Annotated in this window: 18 protein-coding genes and 1 pseudogene; 17 read left to right on the forward strand and 2 right to left on the reverse strand. The window is 72.2% G+C overall.

Translation table 11 applies throughout. The features are described 5' to 3' along the window. The 3 genes and pseudogenes from IH45_RS0134915 to IH45_RS0134925 form a co-directional block, all read left to right on the forward strand. Window positions 1-941, forward strand: a pseudogene (locus IH45_RS0134915) (hypothetical protein); the annotation flags it as partial. Window positions 942-1,083: 142 nt separating this feature from the next. Next, window positions 1,084-1,461 carry a hypothetical protein gene (locus IH45_RS0134920; protein ID WP_030678122.1) on the forward strand — a complete coding sequence of 126 codons (378 nt, stop codon included), beginning with the start codon at window positions 1,084-1,086 and terminating at the stop codon, window positions 1,459-1,461. A 2-nt stretch (window positions 1,462-1,463) separates the two neighbouring features. Further along, complete coding sequence (locus IH45_RS0134925; protein WP_030678125.1) at window positions 1,464-2,459, forward strand: hypothetical protein; 996 nt, start codon at window positions 1,464-1,466, stop codon at window positions 2,457-2,459. A 47-nt stretch (window positions 2,460-2,506) separates the two neighbouring features. On the opposite strand, the gene IH45_RS0134930 is transcribed toward IH45_RS0134925, so the two are convergent. Then, window positions 2,507-3,016, reverse strand: a complete 510-nt coding sequence (locus IH45_RS0134930) for a hypothetical protein (RefSeq protein ID WP_030678128.1) — start codon at window positions 3,014-3,016, stop codon at window positions 2,507-2,509. A gap of 112 nt (window positions 3,017-3,128) precedes the next feature. On the opposite strand from IH45_RS0134930, the gene IH45_RS0134935 reads away from it, so the two are divergent. Both IH45_RS0134935 and IH45_RS0134940 read left to right on the forward strand, forming a co-directional pair. Next, on the forward strand, window positions 3,129-3,374 hold the full coding sequence (locus IH45_RS0134935) for a helix-turn-helix transcriptional regulator (RefSeq protein ID WP_030678131.1): 246 nt from the start codon (window positions 3,129-3,131) through the stop codon (window positions 3,372-3,374). Further along, window positions 3,371-3,913: a hypothetical protein gene (locus tag IH45_RS0134940; RefSeq protein WP_030678135.1), complete on the forward strand. Its 543-nt coding sequence runs from the start codon at window positions 3,371-3,373 to the stop codon at window positions 3,911-3,913. The genes IH45_RS0134935 and IH45_RS0134940 overlap by 4 nt, the downstream gene beginning before the upstream one ends. Here IH45_RS0134940 and IH45_RS0134945 read toward each other — a convergent pair. Further along, window positions 3,880-4,386 (reverse strand): anthrone oxygenase family protein, encoded by a 507-nt coding sequence (locus tag IH45_RS0134945; protein ID WP_030678139.1) that lies wholly within the window; start codon window positions 4,384-4,386, stop codon window positions 3,880-3,882. The genes IH45_RS0134940 and IH45_RS0134945 overlap by 34 nt on opposite strands. Window positions 4,387-4,536: 150 nt before the next feature. Here IH45_RS0134945 and IH45_RS0134950 point away from each other — a divergent pair, with 150 nt between their 5' ends. From IH45_RS0134950 to IH45_RS0135005, 12 genes are all read left to right on the forward strand, one after another. After that, window positions 4,537-5,556 carry an AraC family transcriptional regulator gene (locus tag IH45_RS0134950; protein WP_030678142.1) on the forward strand — a complete coding sequence of 340 codons (1,020 nt, stop codon included), beginning with the start codon at window positions 4,537-4,539 and terminating at the stop codon, window positions 5,554-5,556. A 27-nt stretch (window positions 5,557-5,583) separates the two neighbouring features. After that, window positions 5,584-6,507 carry a helix-turn-helix domain-containing protein gene (locus IH45_RS01000000144410; RefSeq protein WP_107058774.1) on the forward strand — a complete coding sequence of 308 codons (924 nt, stop codon included), beginning with the start codon at window positions 5,584-5,586 and terminating at the stop codon, window positions 6,505-6,507. Continuing rightward, a complete protein-coding gene (locus IH45_RS01000000144415; RefSeq protein ID WP_078897925.1) occupies window positions 6,476-7,351 on the forward strand; it encodes a CPBP family intramembrane glutamic endopeptidase in 876 nt (291 codons plus the stop codon). The genes IH45_RS01000000144410 and IH45_RS01000000144415 overlap by 32 nt, the downstream gene beginning before the upstream one ends. A gap of 160 nt (window positions 7,352-7,511) precedes the next feature. Beyond that, window positions 7,512-9,020, forward strand: a complete 1,509-nt coding sequence (locus IH45_RS0134965) for an aldehyde dehydrogenase family protein (RefSeq protein ID WP_030678150.1) — start codon at window positions 7,512-7,514, stop codon at window positions 9,018-9,020. A 58-nt stretch (window positions 9,021-9,078) separates the two neighbouring features. Next, on the forward strand, window positions 9,079-10,623 hold the full coding sequence (locus IH45_RS0134970) for a GMC family oxidoreductase (protein WP_030678154.1): 1,545 nt from the start codon (window positions 9,079-9,081) through the stop codon (window positions 10,621-10,623). Then, complete coding sequence (locus IH45_RS0134975) at window positions 10,620-11,750, forward strand: quaternary amine ABC transporter ATP-binding protein (RefSeq protein WP_030678157.1); 1,131 nt, start codon at window positions 10,620-10,622, stop codon at window positions 11,748-11,750. Before IH45_RS0134970 ends, IH45_RS0134975 begins: the two co-directional genes overlap by 4 nt. Further along, window positions 11,750-12,004 (forward strand): hypothetical protein, encoded by a 255-nt coding sequence (locus IH45_RS0134980; RefSeq protein ID WP_030678160.1) that lies wholly within the window; start codon window positions 11,750-11,752, stop codon window positions 12,002-12,004. Before IH45_RS0134975 ends, IH45_RS0134980 begins: the two co-directional genes overlap by 1 nt. Next, the gene (locus IH45_RS0134985; RefSeq protein ID WP_030678162.1) at window positions 12,001-13,992 is read left to right on the forward strand and encodes an ABC transporter permease; all 1,992 of its coding nucleotides are present in this window, start codon (window positions 12,001-12,003) and stop codon (window positions 13,990-13,992) included. Before IH45_RS0134980 ends, IH45_RS0134985 begins: the two co-directional genes overlap by 4 nt. Window positions 13,993-13,994: 2 nt before the next feature. Beyond that, a complete protein-coding gene (locus tag IH45_RS0134990; RefSeq protein WP_030678167.1) occupies window positions 13,995-14,981 on the forward strand; it encodes an ABC transporter substrate-binding protein in 987 nt (328 codons plus the stop codon). Window positions 14,982-15,093: 112 nt separating this feature from the next. Continuing rightward, window positions 15,094-16,752 carry a sensor histidine kinase gene (locus IH45_RS0134995; protein WP_030678170.1) on the forward strand — a complete coding sequence of 553 codons (1,659 nt, stop codon included), beginning with the start codon at window positions 15,094-15,096 and terminating at the stop codon, window positions 16,750-16,752. A gap of 81 nt (window positions 16,753-16,833) precedes the next feature. Next, a complete protein-coding gene (locus IH45_RS0135000) occupies window positions 16,834-17,319 on the forward strand; it encodes a hypothetical protein (RefSeq protein WP_158813364.1) in 486 nt (161 codons plus the stop codon). A 62-nt stretch (window positions 17,320-17,381) separates the two neighbouring features. Continuing rightward, a complete protein-coding gene (locus IH45_RS0135005) occupies window positions 17,382-18,068 on the forward strand; it encodes a response regulator (protein WP_030678176.1) in 687 nt (228 codons plus the stop codon). Window positions 18,069-18,147 lie beyond the last annotated feature (79 nt).

Genomic DNA, 18,147 nt, shown 5'->3' on the forward strand with positions numbered 1-18,147 from the left:
CCCCCACCTCCACCCCCGGCCCGGTCCCCCTCGACAACGACGCCGTCCTCCAGCGGATCATCCCCCTGGTCGCGGCGCTCCGCGTGCCCTCCGCGCACGGCTCGCCGCAGGCCGCCGCCGCGGTGCGGGACCGGCTGCGTGAGCTGGAGCTGGACGAGTGTGTCTTCCTGCCGGTGGCCGGACTGCCGTCCCGGGACGCCGCCCCGTACGGCCCCGAGGGCTTCGCCGCGCACCGGGCCCGCGCCGTCGAGGAAGGCGGCGAGACCCGGCGGCACTTCCTGCGGGTCCGGGTCGGCGGCTGGGGCGAGGGCATCGTCACCACGGTCTTCGTACGGGTCCACACGCAAGGCGGCATGCTCATGCTGGAGGTGGCGCCGCACGTACTGTGGCCGATCCGCGCCCTGTACCAGGAAGCCGACCGGATCGCGCACCGTTACCGCCACAACAACCCGTTCGGGAAGGCGGTGTGGGCGCTCGCGCAGACCCCGCGCTCCGCCGGGCGCGCCATCGCGTCCCTGGGGCGCGGCGCGATCTCCGCGTGGAGCATGCTCACCGGCGGCCACGGCGGCGCGCTGCCCGACGGGCCCGCCGTCTCCGTCCGCGAGCTGGGTTCCGACGGCGATGCCTCGCTCTTCCAGGAGATGGACGTCACCCGCTACTTGAAGAGCATCCAGGACCGGGTCGCGAGCGGCGTGCGGATGGCGCTGTACGAAGCGGGCTGGCAGACCGACGAATTCGAGCAGCGGATCGTCAACGTCACCAACGGCGGCGTGTTCATCGAGTCCGCGCAGGGCGCCATCGGTATCGGCGACCACAACACGATCACCAGCGGCGGACTGGGCGGCGTCGGCGGAGTGCCCGGCCCGGGCCCGGCCGCGGGCGCCGGCGCGCAGACGGGCAAGGCGGACCGCCCCGCCAAACCCACCGGGCCCGCCCGGTGAACGGCATCCGTCGTACCTGCCCTACCTGCCGTACCTGTCATACCTACGGCACGTACGGGCTCGACTCGCGCGCGACCGGGGCACAATCGTGACCAGGGCCGGCACGCGCACGGCACCACAGCGGACCAACGGGGAGGCGGACATGGCAGCGGCTGACGAACGCGACCGCGGCATTCACATCGGCAAGGTGCACGGCGCCTTCGCCATCGGCGACCACAACACGGTCACCCACCACGAGCATGCGCCCGGCGCCCCCGGCATCGACGCCGCGCACGAGGAACTGCTCGCCGCAGTACGGCAGTTGCGCGAGGACCTGGCCAGGGTCATCGAGACGCCGCAGGTCACGCTGCTGAGCGCCGAACTGACCGACGCGCAGGAAGAGATCGAGACCACCGGCCGGACCGCGCCGGGCCGCCTCGGCCGGCTGCGCACGGCACTGGCGGACGCGGGCGCGGTGACCGGGATGCTGGCGTCCGGCGCGGCCGTCGGACAGGCCGTGGCCGGGCTGCTGGGAGGCTGAGCATGAGCGCACAGGGGGGCGGCGCGGGCGGGGCGCGCTGGAACGACGAGGAACAGCGCTGGGAGACCGGCGGCCCGGCCACGGCCCCGACGCCGTACACGAGCCCGCCGCCGACAAAGCCCGGTAACGTCCCGGGGCCGGGAAGCGCACCGCCGCCCGGCACGGACTTCTTCACCGACGAAACCGCCGACGCCCCGCACCGTCCGGCCTATCCGCCACCCACCACCCCTCCGCCCTACCCTTCACCCCACACCGCGGCGGCGGCCCCGGGAATCGCCCCGTCCGCCGCCCGCCCGCGCGCCTGGTCGACGCCCGTCGTCGTCGGCGCGGCGGTCGCCGTGATCGCCGCGGGGTTCGGCGGCGGCTGGCTCCTGTGGGGCGGCGACGACACCACGGTCCGCTCCGACGCCCATACGTCGGCCTCGCCGACCTCCCCCTCCTCCCCGGACCGGAACGGGGCAACCGCCCCGCCCGGCGTGCCGACCGGCGCCACCGACACCCCGCCCTACGGCAGCACCGCCTCCGGCTCCCCCTCGGGCGCCCTCCCGTCCGGGTACCGGCTGGCGCGGGACAGCGCGGGCTTCTCCATCGCCGTACCGCAAGGCTGGCAGCGCACCGAGCGCAAGGACGGCGTCTTCTACACCGCCTCCGACGAGCGGTACCTCCTCCAGGTCTTCGAGATCACCGAACCCGACATCACCCCGCGCGAAGCCCTCCAGGGCACCTCCCGCGACCTCGCCGGCAAGCCGGGCTACGTGCAGATGAGCCTGGGCCCGGTCGCCGACATCGGCCTCAGCACCGGCGCCACCGAACTCGTCTACGCCTACGACAGCGAAAAACTGGGCGTCCGCGCCCGCGTCACCGACCGCGCCTTCACCGTCCCGGACGGCCGCCAGTTCGCCGTCCTCGTCCTGGGCCCGGACGCCGACTGGCCGGCCCAGGCGCGAATCCAGCAGACAGCGTTGCAGCACTTCACGCCCAACGCCTCCGGAGGCTGATCACCCGCGTCCGTAGGTGATTGAAGCCGCGTCGGCCGAGCCGGATGTCACCGGGCCGTCTCCCCGGGCAGGACCAGCGGGTCCTCGGCACAGCGGACCGGCTCGGCTAGCGCGGCGTCGTAGGCGGGCCGGGCGAAGACATAGGGGCCCATGGGGAGTTCTCCCCACTCATCGCGGAAGGGCTGCCGGAACGAGGACCAGGTGACGGTTTCCGGGGTGGCGGTGATGACCGTTCGAAGGGGCCAGCAGCCCCATTCGCCGCAGGAGCACCCCAACACGGCCGTGGAGCCGGGGAGGGACCAGGCGAACGCCGGTATGGGGGTGCCGAGGAAGTGGCGTCCGGCGTCTTCGATCTGCCAGTCCAGGAGACCGTCGTGCTGGAGAAGCAGAAAACGTTCCTCTTCGGCCGGGTTCCGAGCCACGCGTTCCTTGCGCCACAGCTCGCGAGTGGCATCGGCGACATGTACGCGCAAGTCCGTGCCGTCGATCCGGATGCCCCATAGAACGTCCGGCTGCTGTTCGCTCTGGGGATAGCTCAGGAATTCGATGTGCTGCATGTCCTCATTCTGAAGAGGTAACGGTTGCCGGCGCCCCTGGCCCCCCGGGACGTCGAAGGCCGCGCCGCGGTTGTGGTTGTGCTCCTGCTCACCAATGTAGTACTTCTTATACATGAGCGAGCAGGTCCACAACAGGCTGGCGATGCTGCGCGCCGAGCGCAAGGTGTCCCGGCAGGCGCTGGCCGACGCGGTCGGCGCCCACTACCAGACCATCGGCTACATCGAGCGCGGGCAGTACAACCCGAGCCTCGATCTCGCCCTGCGCATGGCCGAGTTCTTCGAGCTGCCGGTGGAGGCGCTGTTCTCCCTCCGGCCGTTCCGCCCGCTCACGGACGAGGTTTACGGGAGGAAGCAATGACGATCACCGGTACCACCCCCACACCCCGTCGGGCGCGTACGCGCTACGACGAGCGCATGTACGCCCTCATGAACCGCCGTGAGGGTGCGCCGCTGTACGCGACGGCGGGGCGGCGGCGCGCGGTCGTCGTCGCGCACGTACTGCTCACCGTGGCGAGCCTGGCCGCGGTGTTCAGTGCCCTCGCGACCGCCACGGTCTGGCTCAGCTTCCTGCCGCTGGTGCTGTTGCTCCCCTGGTGCATGGCCACCGGTGTGATCAACGCGTCCACCCGCGGCCTTCTCGAACTGCGGACCCGTGTCCTGGACGAGCGCCAACTGGCCGAACGCGACCGGGTGCGCGCCCTGGCCCATCGCCTGACCACGTACGTACTGCTGTGTGCCGTGGCGGGCGGAATCGTGGTCGGCGAGCTGGGCGGGCTGACCGTCGGAGGGGTGGTTCTTCCCGTACTGATCTCGGCGCTCGCCATGCACTGGCTGATGCCGCTGTGGGTGGCCGGGATGACCGCTCAGGACGAACCGGCCGACGAGATGGACGAGTAGCCCAGCACCGCGCGGATCAAGCAGGCCAGCGCCGCTGTCGTGGTCAGGGTGCGGATGAGGTTCCAGCGGTTCCACTTGTCCTCGAAGAGGGCCCGCAGCGTGGAGAGTTCGCCCGGTGCGTGCGCGGCGCCGAGGGCGTTGTTCAGGGGGATGTTGACGGAGAACGTGATGACGAGCATCGCCACGTAGAGAACGAGCGCGGCCGCCGGCCAGAGGAGAGCGGAGCGGGCTCCCGCGCGCAGGTGGAGGGCGGTGGCGGCGGCGATGAGGAGGGGCGCGCCGGCGAAGGCGAGGGCGAACCAGCCGTTCAGGATGGCGGAGTTGATCCGCTGCATGGCGGTGACGAACGTCGCGTCGTCGGCCTGCCGCAGGCCCGGCATCACGGCTACGGAGAACGCGAAGAAGAGTCCCGCCATGAGGCCCGTGGCCAGTGTGGCGGCGAACAGGGTGGCGGTACGGGCAGTGTCGTACATGGGGTAGCGGTCCTCTGCTGGCGGCAGTCCGGCGGGCCGGTGGTTCCCGTGCCCTGCCGACCAGTGAAGGCCGGACGGGCCGGGGCGGGCCATGGCCGGACGGCTCGTTCGCATGTCCGCGCGTCCAGGTGTACGGCTACGCTCACGCCCATGGACGCCCTGACCGGTCTGCTGGAGGGGCCGCGAGCGCGCGGCGCCTTCCTGATGCGCTCGGTCCTGAGCCCACCCTGGTCGCTGCGCATCCAGGACGAGGCTCCGCTCACCGTCGTGACGATGGCGCGGGGGGAGGGGTGGGTCGTTACGGGTGAGTCGGGGCAGGCAGGTGAGGCGGGGCAGGCGGGGCAGGCGGGGCAGGCGGGGGAGGCCGCGGGCCGGATGGCCGCCACCCCTCTGCACCCCGGTGACGTGGCGATCCTGCGCGGCCCCGCGCCGTACACCGTCGCCGACGACCCGGCCACCGCGCCGCGCGTCGTCATCCACCCGGGGCAGGTGTCGGCGACCCCGCAGGGCGAGGCACTGTGCGAGGCGATGGGCCTCGGCGTACGGACGTGGGGGGACGGCCCGGACGGGCCGGTGGTGCTGCTCAGCGGTACGTATCAGATGCGCGGCGAGGTCAACCAGCGACTGCTGCGCACGCTGCCACCGCTCGTACGGCTGACCGCCGACGCCTGGAACTCCTCACTCGTGACGCTGCTCGAAGCGGAGATCGGCCGGGACGCGCCGGGACAGGAAGTCGTCCTCGACCGGCTGCTGGACCTGCTGCTGACCGCCGCCCTGCGGGCCTGGTTCGCGCGGCCGGAGGCCGGAGTGCCGGGTGGGTACGACGCGCAGGGCGACCCCGTGGTGGGGCGCGCGCTGCGGCTGCTGCACGCCGAACCGGCGCGGGCCTGGACCGTCGCCGCACTCGCCGCCGCGAGCGGCGTCTCGCGCGCCGCACTGGGCCGCCGCTTCACCGCGCTGGTCGGCGAGCCGCCCATGACGTACCTGACGAACCTGCGCCTCACGCTCGCCGCCGACCTGCTGCGCGAACCGGACGCGACCCTCGGCGCGGTGGCCCGCCGCGTCGGCTACGGCAGTCCGTTCGCGCTGAGCGCCGCCTTCAAGCGGGTACGGGGCGTGAGCCCCCGCGATCACCGCCAGGGCGGCGCGGCGCCGCGCGCCGGGGCCTGAAGGCGGGGGAAGCCGCGGGGGGAATACATGGTGGAAGACATCGTGTGCCGGCGGCCGGGGCCGGGGCCGGCGCCCGCCGGAGCGCACCTGCGGGACTGCTCCGGATACCGAGAGCGCCTGCCCGGATCGCTGCGGCGACGGGAGGCGCCGTCCAGCCGGGTGACGCTGGTGATCGGGTTCGGGGACCCGGTGGTCGCCCTGCCGTCGCGGGACGGACGCGGGGGCGGCCCCCGCGCCTCCATGGTCATCGGGCTGCACGACCGCCTCTCGGAAACCCGTATCGCCGGGTTGCAGCACGGCCTGCTGCTGCGCCTGACGCCGCTGACCGCGTACTCGCTGCTCGGTGTGCCGATGCACCTGATCAGCAACGAGACGGTGGGGCTGGACGCGCTGCTGGGCCCGGAGGCGGACCGGTTCGCGGAGCGGCTGGCCGAGGTGGGGGACTGGTCACTGCGCTTCGGCATGCTGGCGGACGCGCTGGCCGCCCGTATGGCAGGCGGGCCGCGGCCCGACCCGGCCGTGGCATGGGCCTGGCGCCGCCTCGCCGCCACGGCGGGCGCGGTCCGGATCGAGGCGCTGGCGGAGCGGCTGGGGTGGAGCAGGCGACACCTCGTGCGCCGTTTCCGCGAGCAGATCGGGCCGTCGCCCAAGACCGTCGCCCGGCTGTTCCGCTTCGAGCGAGCCACCGTTCTGCTGCGCGGCCGGACCCCCGCGCCGCCGCTGGCCGCGGTCGCCGCCGAGGCCGGGTACGCCGATCAGGCCCATTTCAGCCGCGAGGTACGCGCCCTCGCCCAGTGCACCCCACGGACCCTCGCCGCGGCCCTGGCCGGGACCGCGCCGGGCGGGACGGGCAGCAGCGCTGCCGCAAGGTCACATTCGTTCAAGCCGGTGACGTTCGTCGACACCTACGTTCCGGTACATGACGACCCCGGTTCAAGAAACCGCCGCTGACCTGCGGAAAGCGCCCATTCCATGGTCCTTCTTCGGGCTGGTGCTCCTGCTGCTCCTCCCCTGCTGGACCGCCTCCGCCCTGATCCACATCCCCGGCCTCCCCAAGAACGCCCCCGTCACGGACTACGTCGCGGGTTTCACCCCGGCCCTGGCGGCCGTCATCCTCACCGCCCGGTCGCAGGGGCGCGCAGGCGTCCGGCGTCTGCTGCGGCGGGCCTGGGACGGGCGAGGCGTCAGAGGGGTCTGGTGGCTGCCGGTGCTGCTGCTGAGTCCCTTCGTCTACGCGACGACGTACGGAGTGATGCAGCTCACCGGCGTACGGGTACTCGCCCAGCCCGCCCAGACCTGGCAGACGATGCTGCTGTTCGTACCCCTCTACGCGCTGCTCGCCGCCGGCGAGGAGCTGGGCTGGTGCGGTTACGCCATCGACCCGCTCACGCGGCGCTGGGGCGCGCTGGGCGGAAGCCTCGCGCTGGGTTTCTTCTGGTGGCTGGTGCACATTCCGTCGATCGTGCAGAGCGGGCAGGAGGGCACGCTCATCGCCCTGGGAGCGTTCTTCACGGTCTTCCTGCGGGTGCTCTGGGTGTGGATCTTCAACAACACCCGCGGCAGCGTGTTCGCGATCATCATCACGCACGCGCTGACCAACCTCAGCAGTTCTTTCATCCCCTCCGTTCCCACCGCGGCCGCGGGCCCGGTCGTCGTGGTTCTGGCCGCGGTGGTCGTGGCGCTCCTCGACCTGGAGACGCTCACCCGCTTCCGGCGCGCGGGCCAGGGCCGTCCGGACAGCCGGGAGCAGTGCCGTAAGGGCGACCGGAAGGGGGCCATAAGGACCGACCTGTGACCCGGAATGGTCCAGGCAAACATGCAATCCGGGGGCCGTAAGAGTGAGTCGGGTCACTTTCCTCGAAAGTTTCGGCATAGGTAAAGGGGTTCAGGGGAGGGGTCCTCGTTGCTGGTGTGAACCAGTGGCAACAAACCGGAAGTCGAAAGGCAGAACAGACGTGTCGGCACGCGAGACGATTCACGTAGACGGGGTGTGGCGCTCCGCCGTATCCGGCGCCACCCGGGAGATCCTGGACCCCGCCGATGCGAAGACGCTCGAAGTCGTCGCCGAGGGCGGCGCGGAGGACGCCGACGCGGCGGTCGAGGCCGCGCGCCGTGCCTTCGACGGCGGGGCCGGGCAGTGGCCCCGTACGCCGGTCGCCGAGCGCGCCGCCCTGCTACGCCGGGTGGCCGACCTGCTCCAGCGCGACCGCGAGGAGATCGGCCTCATGGAGAGCCGGGACACCGGCAAGACGCTCGAAGAGGGCCGGGTCGACGTGGACGACGTCACCAACGCCTTCCGGTACTTCGCCGATCTGGTGATGAACGAGAGCGGCGGGCGCGTCGTGGACGCCGGGAGCCCGGACGTGCACAGCGTCGTCGTGCACGAGCCGGTCGGCGTCTGCGCGATGATCACGCCCTGGAACTACCCGCTCCTTCAGGCAAGTTGGAAGGTCGCCCCGGCGCTCGCCGCGGGCAACACCTTCGTGATCAAGCCGAGCGAGGTCACCCCGCTCTCGACGGTCCACCTGGTCAAGCTGCTCGTCGAGGCGGGCCTGCCGGCCGGTGTCGCGAACATCGTCACCGGCGCGGGCGTGCCGGTCGGTCAGCGGCTGGCCGAGCACCCGGATGTGGATCTGTTCTCCTTCACGGGCGGGCTGGTCAGCGGTACGAAGGCGGGGGCGGCCGCCGTTGCGGGCGCCAAGAAGATCGCGCTGGAGCTGGGCGGCAAGAACCCGAACGTCGTCTTCGCCGACTCCTGCGCCACCGACGAGGGCTTCGACACGGCCGTCGACCAGGCGCTGAACGCCGCGTTCATCCACAGCGGCCAGGTCTGCTCGGCCGGTGCCCGCCTGATCATCGAGGAGTCGGTGCGCGATCGTTTCGTCGCCGAACTGGCCCGTCGGGCCGAGAAGATCAAGCTGGGGCGCGGCACCGCCGAGGGCGTCGAGTGCGGCCCGCTCGTCTCGCAGCAGCAGTTGGAGAAGGTCGAGGCGTACGTGGCGTCCGCCCTTCAGGAGGGCGCGCAGCTGCGGTGCGGCGGGCGCCGTCCCGAGCCCAGCGATGTCCGCCCGGCCACCGGCTACTTCTACAGCCCGACCGTGCTGGACGGCTGCCACCGTGAGATGAAGGTGGTGCGCGAGGAAACCTTCGGGCCGATCCTGACGGTGGAAACCTTCACGACCGAGGACGAGGCCGTCGCGCTGGCCAACGACACCGAATACGGCCTGGCCGGCGCCGTCTGGTCGGCCGACACCGCCCGCGCCCGGCGGGTCGCCGCGCGCCTGCGGCACGGCACGATCTGGATCAACGACTACCACCCGTACCTCCCGCAGGCCGAGTGGGGCGGCTTTGGAAAGTCCGGCATCGGCCGGGAACTGGGCCCCGCGGGTCTGGACGAGTACCGCGAGAGCAAGCACGTTTACGAGAACCTCCGGCCGGAACCGGTCCGCTGGTTCGCGGGCTGAGGGCCCGTCTGTTCACCGCACCGCGCACGCACGAACTTTGCAGAAGGAGCACCACCTCATGCCCGTGTACGACTACGTGATCGTCGGCGGTGGCACCGCCGGATCGGTGATCGCCTCCCGGCTCACCGAGGACCCCGATGTGAGTGTCGCCGTCATCGAGGGCGGCCCGTCCGACATCGACCGCGAGGACGTGCTGACGCTGCGCAAGTGGCTCGGCCTGCTCGGCGGCGAGCTGGACTACGAATACACCACCACCGAGCAGCCCCGCGGCAACTCGCACATCCTGCACAGCCGCGCCAAGGTGCTGGGCGGCTGCTCGTCGCACAACACCCTGATCTCCTTCAAGCCGCTGCCGTCCGACTGGGACGAGTGGGAGGCGGCGGGCGCCACCGGCTGGGGCGCCAAGGACATGGACCCGTACTTCGGCAAGCTGCGCAACAACATCGTGCGGGTGGCGAAGAAGGACCAGAACCAGATCGCCACCGACTGGATCGAGGCCACCAAGAGCGCGCTCGGCGTGCCCGAGGTCGTCGGCTTCAACGACCAGCCGTTCGAGGAGGGCGTCGGGTTCTTCGACCTGTCGTACCACCCGGAGAACAACAAGCGCTCCTCCGCCTCGGTCGCCTACCTGCACCCGCACATGGAGGCCGGTGACCGCCCCAACCTCACGCTGATGCTGGAGACCTGGGCGACGAAGCTGGAGCTGGACGGCACCACCGCCAAGGGCGTCCACGTCCGGACCAAGGACGGCGAGGAGGTGTACGTCGAGGCCGCGCGCGAGGTGCTGGTGTGCGCCGGCGCGGTCGACACGCCGCGGCTGCTGATGCACTCGGGCATCGGGCCGAAGAAGGACCTCGAAGCGCTGGGCATCGACTGCAAGGTCGACCTGCCGGGCGTCGGCGAGAACCTGATCGACCACCCGGAGTCGGTGATCGTCTGGGAGACGAACGGGCCGATCCCGGGGAACTCCGCGATGGACTCCGACGCGGGCCTGTTCGTGAAGCGGGACCCGGACCACAAGGGCCCGGACCTGATGTTCCACTTCTATCAGATCCCGTTCACCGACAACCCTGAGCGACTGGGCTACGAGCGCCCCGAGCACGGTGTGTCGATGACGCCGAACATCCCCAAGTCCCGGGCGCGCGGACGGCTCTACCTCACGTCCGCCGACCCCGAGGTCAAGCCCGCGCTCGACTTCAAGTACTTCGAGGACGAGGGCGACTACGACGGCAGGACCCTCGTGGACGGCATCAAGCTGGCCCGCAAGGTCGCCGAGGCCGAGCCGTTCAAGAAGTGGCTCAAGCGCGAGGTCTTCCCCGGCCCGGACGTGACCGACGATGAGCAGATCAGCGAACTGGTCCGCAAGGCCGCGCACACCGTCTACCACCCGGCGGGAACCTGCAAGATGGGCGCCAAGGACGACAAGTCGGCGGTCGTCGACCCCGAGCTGAAGATCCGCGGGCTGTCCGGCATCCGCATCGCCGACGCGTCGGTCTTCCCGACGATGCCCGCCGTGAACCCGATGATCGGCGTGCTGATGGTGGGGGAGAAGGCCGCCGAACTGCTCGTCGAGGCCCCGGCCCGGGGAGGTGATGCCCGATGACCGCCACCGCCCCCGAAGCCGGCATACCCCAGCCCCGCAAGGCCGCCGACAACTCGCCGGCCGAGGACGCCCGGGACCCCCGTGACGTCGTCTTCTCCGTCCGCAACCTGTGGAAGGTCTTCGGCCCCAAGGCCGAGCGCGTCCCGGAGGACACCGAGCTGACCGGTCTGTCCGCGCGCGAACTGCGCGAGCGGACCGGCTGCACGGCCGCCGTCCGCGACGTCAGCTTCGACGTCCACAAGGGCGAGGTCTTCGTCGTCATGGGCCTGTCGGGCTCCGGCAAGTCCACCCTGGTGCGCTGTCTGACCCGGCTCATCGAGCCGACCAGCGGCGGCCTGGACATGGACGGCGAGGACGTGCGCGCCATGGACAAGTCCACGCTGCGCGAACTGCGCCGCCGCCGCGCCGCCATGGTCTTCCAGCACTTCGGCCTGCTGCCGCACCGCTCGGTTCTCGACAACGTCGCGTACGGCCTGGAGATCCAGGGCATGCCGCGCGCCGAACGCCGCGAGCGCGCCGCCGAGATGGTGGAGAAGGTCGGTCTCGCGGGGCTGGAGAACCGCCGCCCCGGACAGCTGTCCGGCGGCCAGCAGCAGCGCGTCGGGCTCGCCCGCGCGCTCGCCGTGGACCCCGAAGTCCTCCTCTTCGACGAGCCGTTCAGCGCGCTCGACCCGCTGATCCGCCGCGACATGCAGGAAGAGGTCGTACGGCTGCACGAGGACGAGGGCCGCACCATGGTCTTCATCACCCACGACCTCGCCGAGGCGCTGCGCATCGGCGACCGGATCGCCCTGATGCGGGACGGAAAAATCGTTCAGCTGGGCACCCCCGAGGAGATCGTGGGCTCCCCGGCGGACGACTACGTACGCGACTTCGTCCAGGACGTACCGCGCGAGCAGGTGCTGACCGTACGGCGCGCCATGCGCCCGGCCGAGGACGGCGAGGCCGAGACGGGCGCCGCGCTCACGCCGGACACCCTGGTCGCCGACGCCATCGAGGCCGTCGCCCGCTCCGGCGGCGCGGCCCGCGTGATGGACGGCAAGCGCTGCCTGGGCATCGTGGACAGCACCTGCCTGCTCAACGTCGTCGCCAAGATCGACGCCGGCCGGGGCGAGGTGGCTGCCTGATGTCCGCGCACACCAGCACCGCCGACGCCGCCCTCGCGGCGGCCGGCTGGCCCCCGACGCGCCGGCCCGTACGGGTCGCGCCCGCCCAGGTGCGGACCCTCGATCCGCCGACCCGGAACCGCACTCGTCAAGGCCCGGTAGCACACCCCCTGTTGGACCGGTTCCGCGCCGCCGTACAGCGCCGCTGGCACGAGGCCCAGCGCGCCGCGGCGGCACAGATACCGGCCGGCACGGTGAAACGGGGGCGCGCATGACGGCCGCCACCCCCACCGCGCACTCCACCGCCGCGCCCGACCGGCAGGGCACTCTCCAAGTCGCCCTCCAGAGCCGCGCCTTCCGCAAGATCCTGATACTCGCCGTCGCCGCCGCGGTCCTCGTACCGCTCGCGCACGCCAAGTGGTCCAGCGGCACCTGGCCGAGTGAGCTGACCGTCGACCTCAACGGCCCGCTCGGCCGGACCAGCGACTGGATCATCGACAACCGCGACAGCCACCCGCTGTTCGTCTACTTCCTCGGCCACCTCAGCAACGCCGTCGTCATCTCCGTACGCGCCGTCTACCAGTTCCTGCTGCTGCTCGGCTGGACCGGCGTCACCGCGGGCGTCACCCTCGTCGCCTGGCGCGTCGCGGGCGTCCGTATCGCCGCGACCGCGCTGATCTCCTTCGCCGTCAGCGGCGTCCTGGACATGTGGCTGCCGACCATGCAGACCCTTGCCCTGATGATCGTGGCGGTCCTCGCCTCGGTCGTGGTGGGCGCGCTGCTGGGTCTGGCGGGCGGCCTCTCCGAGCGGCTGTTCAAGATCCTGCGGCCGGTGCTGGACACCATGCAGGTGCTGCCGGCCTTCGCGTACCTGCTGCCCGTCGTGCTGGTCTTCGGCATCGGCGTGCCCGCCGCGCTGCTGGCCACCGTCGTGTACGCGGCTCCGCCGATGGCCCGGCTGACCGCGCTCGGCCTGCGCGGCGCCGACCCCGGCGTCCTGGAGGCCGTCACCTCGCTCGGCGCCACCGGACGGCAGCGGCTGCTGACCGCCCGCCTGCCGCTGGCCCGCAAGGAACTGCTGCTCGGCCTCAACCAGACGATCATGATGGCGCTGTCCATGGCCGTCATCGCCTCCATGATCGGCGCGGCCGGTCTCGGTGACCGCGTCTACCAGGCGCTCGCCTCGGTGGACGTCGGCGCCGCGCTCGCCGCCGCCGTCCCGATCGTGCTGCTGGCCATCGTCATGGACCGGACGACCGCCGCGGCCGGCGAGCGGATGGGCGCCGACGCGGCCACCCGCGGTCCGAAGCTGCTGCGCGGCTGGTACGCGTGGGCCGGCGTCGCCGTCCTGACCGTGCTCGCCACCGTCGCGGGCCGGCTGGCCGGCTCCACCATCTGGCCCGCGGGCTGGACGGTGGCCATCGCCCGTCCGGTCAACGACTTCAAGGAGTGGATGGTCGACCACCTCTACTCCGGAGTCCCCGTCGTCGGCGGCACCGCCGACTGGGCCGCGCACTTCACCTCCTGGGTCCTGGACCCGCTGCGCGACGGCCTGACGGCGCTGCCCTGGTGGGGCGCGCTGCTGATCGTCGCCGCGCTGGCCTGGCTGATCGGCACCTGGCGCACCGCGCTGACCGCGACGCTCGCGCTGGCCGCCATCGGCGTCCTCGGCGTCTGGAAGCCGTCCATGAACACCCTCTCCCAGGTCCTCGCCGCCCTCGCGGTGACCCTGGTGCTGGGCTTCGGCGTCGGCATCCTCGCCGCGGGCAGCAAGCGCCTGGAGGCGATCCTGCGCCCGGTGCTGGACGTCATGCAGACCATGCCGCAGTTCGTGTACCTGATCCCGGTGGTCGCGCTCTTTGCCGTGGGCCGCGCCCCGGCCGCTGCCGCCGCCGTCGTGTACGCGCTCCCCGCGGTCATCCGCATCACGACGCAGGGCCTGCGCCAGGTCGACCCCGGCGCGATGGAGTCCGCCCGCTCGCTCGGCGCCACCCGCTGGCAGACGCTGCGCCAGGTACAGCTCCCGCTGGCCCGGCCCGCACTGCTGCTGGCCGTCAACCAGGGCGTCGTCCTCGTCCTCGCCGTCGTCATCATCGGCGGCCTGGTGGGCGGCGGCGCGCTCGGCTACGACGTGGTCACCGGCCTCGCCAAGGGCGACCTGGCGCTCGGCCTGGTCGCGGGCGTCGCCATCGTCTGCCTCGGCCTGATGCTGGACCGCGTCACGCAGCCGACGCAGCGCCGTACGACGGGGAAGGGAGCCTGACCATGACCCGTACCCGAATACGCGTGATGGGCGCCGCCGCGCTTGCGGGGGCGACCCTGCTCGGCCTCTCCGGCTGCGGCAAGGCCGACATGACCAAGCAGGGCTCGCCCTTCCAGGCGGCGGGCGGCCAGCGCTCCGTGACCCTGTCCGTACAGACCTGGGTCGGCGCGCAGGCCAACGTCGCGGTCGCCAAGTACCTGCTCGAACACGAGCTGAAGTACCACGTCGACACCGTCCAGGTGGACGAGATCCCGGCGTGGGACGCGCTCAGCCAGGGCCGGGTGGACGCCATCCTGGAGGACTGGGGCCACCCGGAACAGGAGCAGCGGTACGTCAAGGACAAGAAGACGATCACGGCGGGCGGCGGCAACGGCGTCACCGGCCACATCGGGTGGTGGGTCCCCAAGTACTGGGCCGACAAGCACCCGGAGGTCACCGACTGGAAGAACCTCAACAAGTACGCCGATCAGCTCCGCACCTCCGAGAGCGGCAGCAAGGGCCAGCTGATGGACGGCTCGCCGTCCTACGTCACCAACGACAAGGCGTTGGTGAAGAACCTCAAGCTGGACTACGAGGTCGTCTTCGCGGGTTCCGAGGCGGCGCAGATCACCCAGATCCAGCAGTTCGCCAAGCAGAAGAAGCCGTTCCTGACGTACTGGTACGAGCCGCAGTGGCTGTTCAACCAGGTGCCGATGGTGGAGGTGAAACTCCCGGAGTACACCGACGCCTGCGCGGAAAAGGGCGCGAAGGACCCGGAGTCCATCGACTGCGCCTATCCGACGACGCCGCTGCAGAAGTTCTTCAACACGGAGTTCGCCAAGGGCGGCTCGGATGCCGCGGCATTCCTGAAGAACTTCCACTGGACGAAGGAAAACCAGAACGAGGTCTCCGAGCTGATCGCCTCCAAGGGCATGTCCGCCGACGAGGCGGGCAAGGCCTGGGTGGAGAAGCACCCGGACGTCTGGAAGAAGTGGCTGCCGAAGAAGTAGCCACGGGAATCGGGCGGGGCCGGGCGGGTCTGTCTTCGGACAGACCCGCCCGGCCCGCGCTTCCTCCTCAGGTTCCACCGCACACGGCACCCGCGTCCGGATAATCGAGGGCATGCCCTCCACGCCGCCGACGGCCCGGCCGTACGCCGCTCCACCGCGACGGCGCAAAAGACGCCTGATGGCCGTCCTCTTCGAAATGGCCGTGGCATTCGGCTATCTCGGTCTCGTCGGGCCGCAATCGCCCGGCTTTTTCGAGCTGCTGCCCGCCGAGACGAAAGTGGGTCTGTGCGCTGCGGCGGCCGTACTGCTGCCCGTCCGGCGGCGCTTCCCCGTCACCGTCCTGCTGGTCCTCGCCGTGCTCGCGGGCACCCTTCCGGTCGCCGGGATGCTGACCGCGCTCGTCGCCTACGACGCGATCCGCCGCGTGGACGACCCGCGTCACCGCACCGCCGTCCTGCTCTCCGCGACCGCCATCCCCGTGCTCGTCGCCGTCGCCGGCACCATGGCCACCGCCTACGACGGCTGGTTCTTCGGCTTCGCGCGCGGTGCCGTGGTCGGCGGCGTCGGCATCCTGATCCCCGGCCTGGTCGGCAGTTCGCGCGGACAGCAGGAGCGCCTGGTGGTGGCCCTGCGGGAGCGCGCGGCCGCCGCGGAGGAGGCCCGCCGGCTGATCGACAGCGCGTCCCGCGTCGAGGAGCGCTCCCGTATCGCCGCCGAGATGCACGACCTGGTGGGCCACCGCCTCAGCCTGATCTCGCTGCACAGCGGCGGCCTGGAGATGGCCCTCGCCGCCAAGGCGCCCGAGCTGAAGGAGGAGGCCGCGCAGGTCCGCGCGGCCACCCGGGACGCCATGAACGAGCTGCGCGCGGTCCTCGGCGTCCTCGGCCCGCTGGGCCGCGACACCGGCACCGAGGCGCTCACCGACGCCACCGGCACCCGCGCGGACCTCGCGGCGCTCGCCGAGGAGTCACGGGCCGCGGGCATCCCCGTCGCCGTCCGCTGGCAGGGCGCCGACCTGGACACGCTGGAGCCGCGGGTACGGCGCGCCGTGCACCGCGTGGTCCGCGAATCGCTCACCAACGTCCACCGGTACGCGACCGGCGCGGCCGTCGACCTGGCCGTGGAGCACACCGCCGACCACGTACGGGTCACCGTCCGCAACGGCCCGCCCCCGGCACGCCCGGAGGCCGCCACCGGCCTCGGCACCGGCCGCGGCCTGACCGGCCTGGGCGAGCGGGTGGGCCTGCTCGGCGGCGAGCTGCGGACTGGCCCGACCGGGGCGGGCGGCTTCCTGGTCGAGGCGGTGGTGCCCGCGCACCCGGCCTCGTCCGCGGGGGCCGCCGGGCGGCCGGAGACCTCGTCCGCCTCCCTGGCGGCCGAGGAGCGGCGCGACCCCGGCGCGCTGCCCGGCGTCCTGCGGCACCTGCCCGGCCTGGCGACCGGCTTCCTCGGGCTGGTCGGGGTGGGCGCGACCCTGGTGTTCGGCCTGGCTTTCGTACAGCAGGCCCGGCCGGGCGAGGAGCCGCTGCCCCAGCAGGAGATCCATGTCGGCATGACCCGGGACGAGGTCCGGCAGTCGACCGCCCTCGACAGCGGCCTCGCCCGCGCCGCCGCCACGGGTCGCGAGCCGCCCCGGCCGAGCGGCACGGAATGCACCTTCCCGTACACGGGCGACGATGCCGTGGCCGGACGTATGGAGATCACCCGCTACTGCTTCCGCAACGACGTACTGGCCGAGATCAAGACGTTCTGGGTACCGGCCGCGCCCTGATGGGGAAGGCCGCGTACCGGTGTCCGCCGGCGCCCGGCCCGGATACCGTGCGGCCAGTCCGCGGACTCCGAGGGGAGCGACATGGCTGTGGAAGTCTGGTACGCGTACGTGAACCAATATCTCGAACCGGTGCTGGCCGCGTGCCGCGAGGTCTACCAGCGGGAACTGCGCGCGGGCACCCATTGGGAGCCCATGCCCGGCGCGCTGGAGTGGACCCTGCCGTTCGGCATGGACGACGGCAACGGCCTGGTACGGCTCACCGTCTTCAGCGAGTACGTCCCCGAACGCTCGGAGACCTGGGCCCGCGTGGCCGTCGCCGCGGACACCGCCGCCTTCGGAGGGCCGGGCACCGGCGACGTGGCGCTGCCCCGTTACGCGGCCTGGGGCGGCGAGCGGCGCGGCGTACGCGAACCGGCCGCGCCCCCGGGACCCGCGCCGCGCCCGGACGCACGGCTGACCCGCGGCATGGCCGAGGCGCTGCTGAAGGGCGTGGGCGGCGTGCCGGGCTCACTCCGCGAGGAGCCGGGCGGGGAGTACAGCTTCGGGGTGTCGATGAGGCCGGAGTGAGGGCTGACGGTACGGCCGAGCCGGAACGGAGCCCGGCAGCCCCGCCCGGATACTGTTGCCCCATGAGCGATCCCCACGGTGAGCGCCCCGGCGGGGCCGTACGCGTCCTGCTCGCAGACGACGAGGAAATGATCCGCCACGGAGTCCGGCTCATCCTGCGGCACGCCGAGGACATCGACGTCGTCGCGGAGGCCGCCAACGGCGCCGAGGCGGTCGAACTGGCCGCCCGCAACCCGGTCGACGTGGCCCTCATCGACATCCGTATGCCGGTCCTGGACGGCCTCGCCGCCATCGAACAGCTCGTACGGCTCGACCCGAAGCCGCAGGTCGTCATGCTCACCACCTTCGGCGACGAGGAGAACGTCACCCGCGCCCTCCAGGCGGGCGCCAGCGGCTTCCTGCTCAAGGACGAGGGGCCGCAGGAGCTGATCAGCGCCGTACGGGCGGCCGCCGCCGGGGACGCGGTCCTGTCGCCCGGCGTCACCGGACACGTCGTACGGCGGATGCTCCAGGGCGGCGGCCGGCTCGGCGCCGGGAGCGCCGACGAGCGGCTGGCCGCGCTGACCGACCGGGAGCGCGAGGTGCTGGCGATGCTCGGCGAGGGCCTGTCGAACCTGGAGATCGGCCGCCGGCTGGAGATCGGCCTGGGCACGGTCAAGACACACGTCGGGCGCATCCTCGACAAGACCGGCACGGAGAGCCGCGTACAGGCGGCCCTGCTCGCGCACCAGGCGGGCCTGGCGGGCTGAGGAGCCCCGGCGCCCGCGCCCTTCGCGAGCGCCCCGGCGCTCGCATCCCTCGTGGTCAGCGCAACCCCTCGCCGCTGAA

It is taken from the genome of Streptomyces rimosus subsp. rimosus, from assembly GCF_000720725.1.
In the GTDB taxonomy this organism is placed as follows: domain Bacteria; phylum Actinomycetota; class Actinomycetes; order Streptomycetales; family Streptomycetaceae; genus Streptomyces; species Streptomyces rimosus_A.

What these genes read in the sequence shown, in the direction of transcription:
- IH45_RS0134920 (WP_030678122.1), top strand. Translation starts at nt 1,084, where the DNA reads ATGGCAGCGGCTGACGAACGCGACCGCGGCATTCACATCGGCAAGGTG.
- IH45_RS0134930 (WP_030678128.1), bottom strand. Translation starts at nt 3,016, where the DNA reads ATGCAGCACATCGAATTCCTGAGCTATCCCCAGAGCGAACAGCAGCCG.
- IH45_RS0134940 (WP_030678135.1), top strand. Translation starts at nt 3,371, where the DNA reads ATGACGATCACCGGTACCACCCCCACACCCCGTCGGGCGCGTACGCGC.
- IH45_RS0134935 (WP_030678131.1), top strand. Translation starts at nt 3,129, where the DNA reads ATGAGCGAGCAGGTCCACAACAGGCTGGCGATGCTGCGCGCCGAGCGC.
- IH45_RS0135005 (WP_030678176.1), top strand. Translation starts at nt 17,382, where the DNA reads ATGAGCGATCCCCACGGTGAGCGCCCCGGCGGGGCCGTACGCGTCCTG.
- IH45_RS0134985 (WP_030678162.1), top strand. Translation starts at nt 12,001, where the DNA reads ATGACGGCCGCCACCCCCACCGCGCACTCCACCGCCGCGCCCGACCGG.
- IH45_RS0134995 (WP_030678170.1), top strand. Translation starts at nt 15,094, where the DNA reads ATGCCCTCCACGCCGCCGACGGCCCGGCCGTACGCCGCTCCACCGCGA.
- IH45_RS0134990 (WP_030678167.1), top strand. Translation starts at nt 13,995, where the DNA reads ATGACCCGTACCCGAATACGCGTGATGGGCGCCGCCGCGCTTGCGGGG.
- IH45_RS0134925 (WP_030678125.1), top strand. Translation starts at nt 1,464, where the DNA reads ATGAGCGCACAGGGGGGCGGCGCGGGCGGGGCGCGCTGGAACGACGAG.
- IH45_RS0134950 (WP_030678142.1), top strand. Translation starts at nt 4,537, where the DNA reads ATGGACGCCCTGACCGGTCTGCTGGAGGGGCCGCGAGCGCGCGGCGCC.
- IH45_RS0134980 (WP_030678160.1), top strand. Translation starts at nt 11,750, where the DNA reads ATGTCCGCGCACACCAGCACCGCCGACGCCGCCCTCGCGGCGGCCGGC.
- IH45_RS0134975 (WP_030678157.1), top strand. Translation starts at nt 10,620, where the DNA reads ATGACCGCCACCGCCCCCGAAGCCGGCATACCCCAGCCCCGCAAGGCC.
- IH45_RS0134945 (WP_030678139.1), bottom strand. Translation starts at nt 4,386, where the DNA reads ATGTACGACACTGCCCGTACCGCCACCCTGTTCGCCGCCACACTGGCC.
- IH45_RS01000000144410 (WP_107058774.1), top strand. Translation starts at nt 5,584, where the DNA reads ATGGTGGAAGACATCGTGTGCCGGCGGCCGGGGCCGGGGCCGGCGCCC.
- IH45_RS0134970 (WP_030678154.1), top strand. Translation starts at nt 9,079, where the DNA reads ATGCCCGTGTACGACTACGTGATCGTCGGCGGTGGCACCGCCGGATCG.
- IH45_RS0135000 (WP_158813364.1), top strand. Translation starts at nt 16,834, where the DNA reads ATGGCTGTGGAAGTCTGGTACGCGTACGTGAACCAATATCTCGAACCG.
- IH45_RS01000000144415 (WP_078897925.1), top strand. Translation starts at nt 6,476, where the DNA reads ATGACGACCCCGGTTCAAGAAACCGCCGCTGACCTGCGGAAAGCGCCC.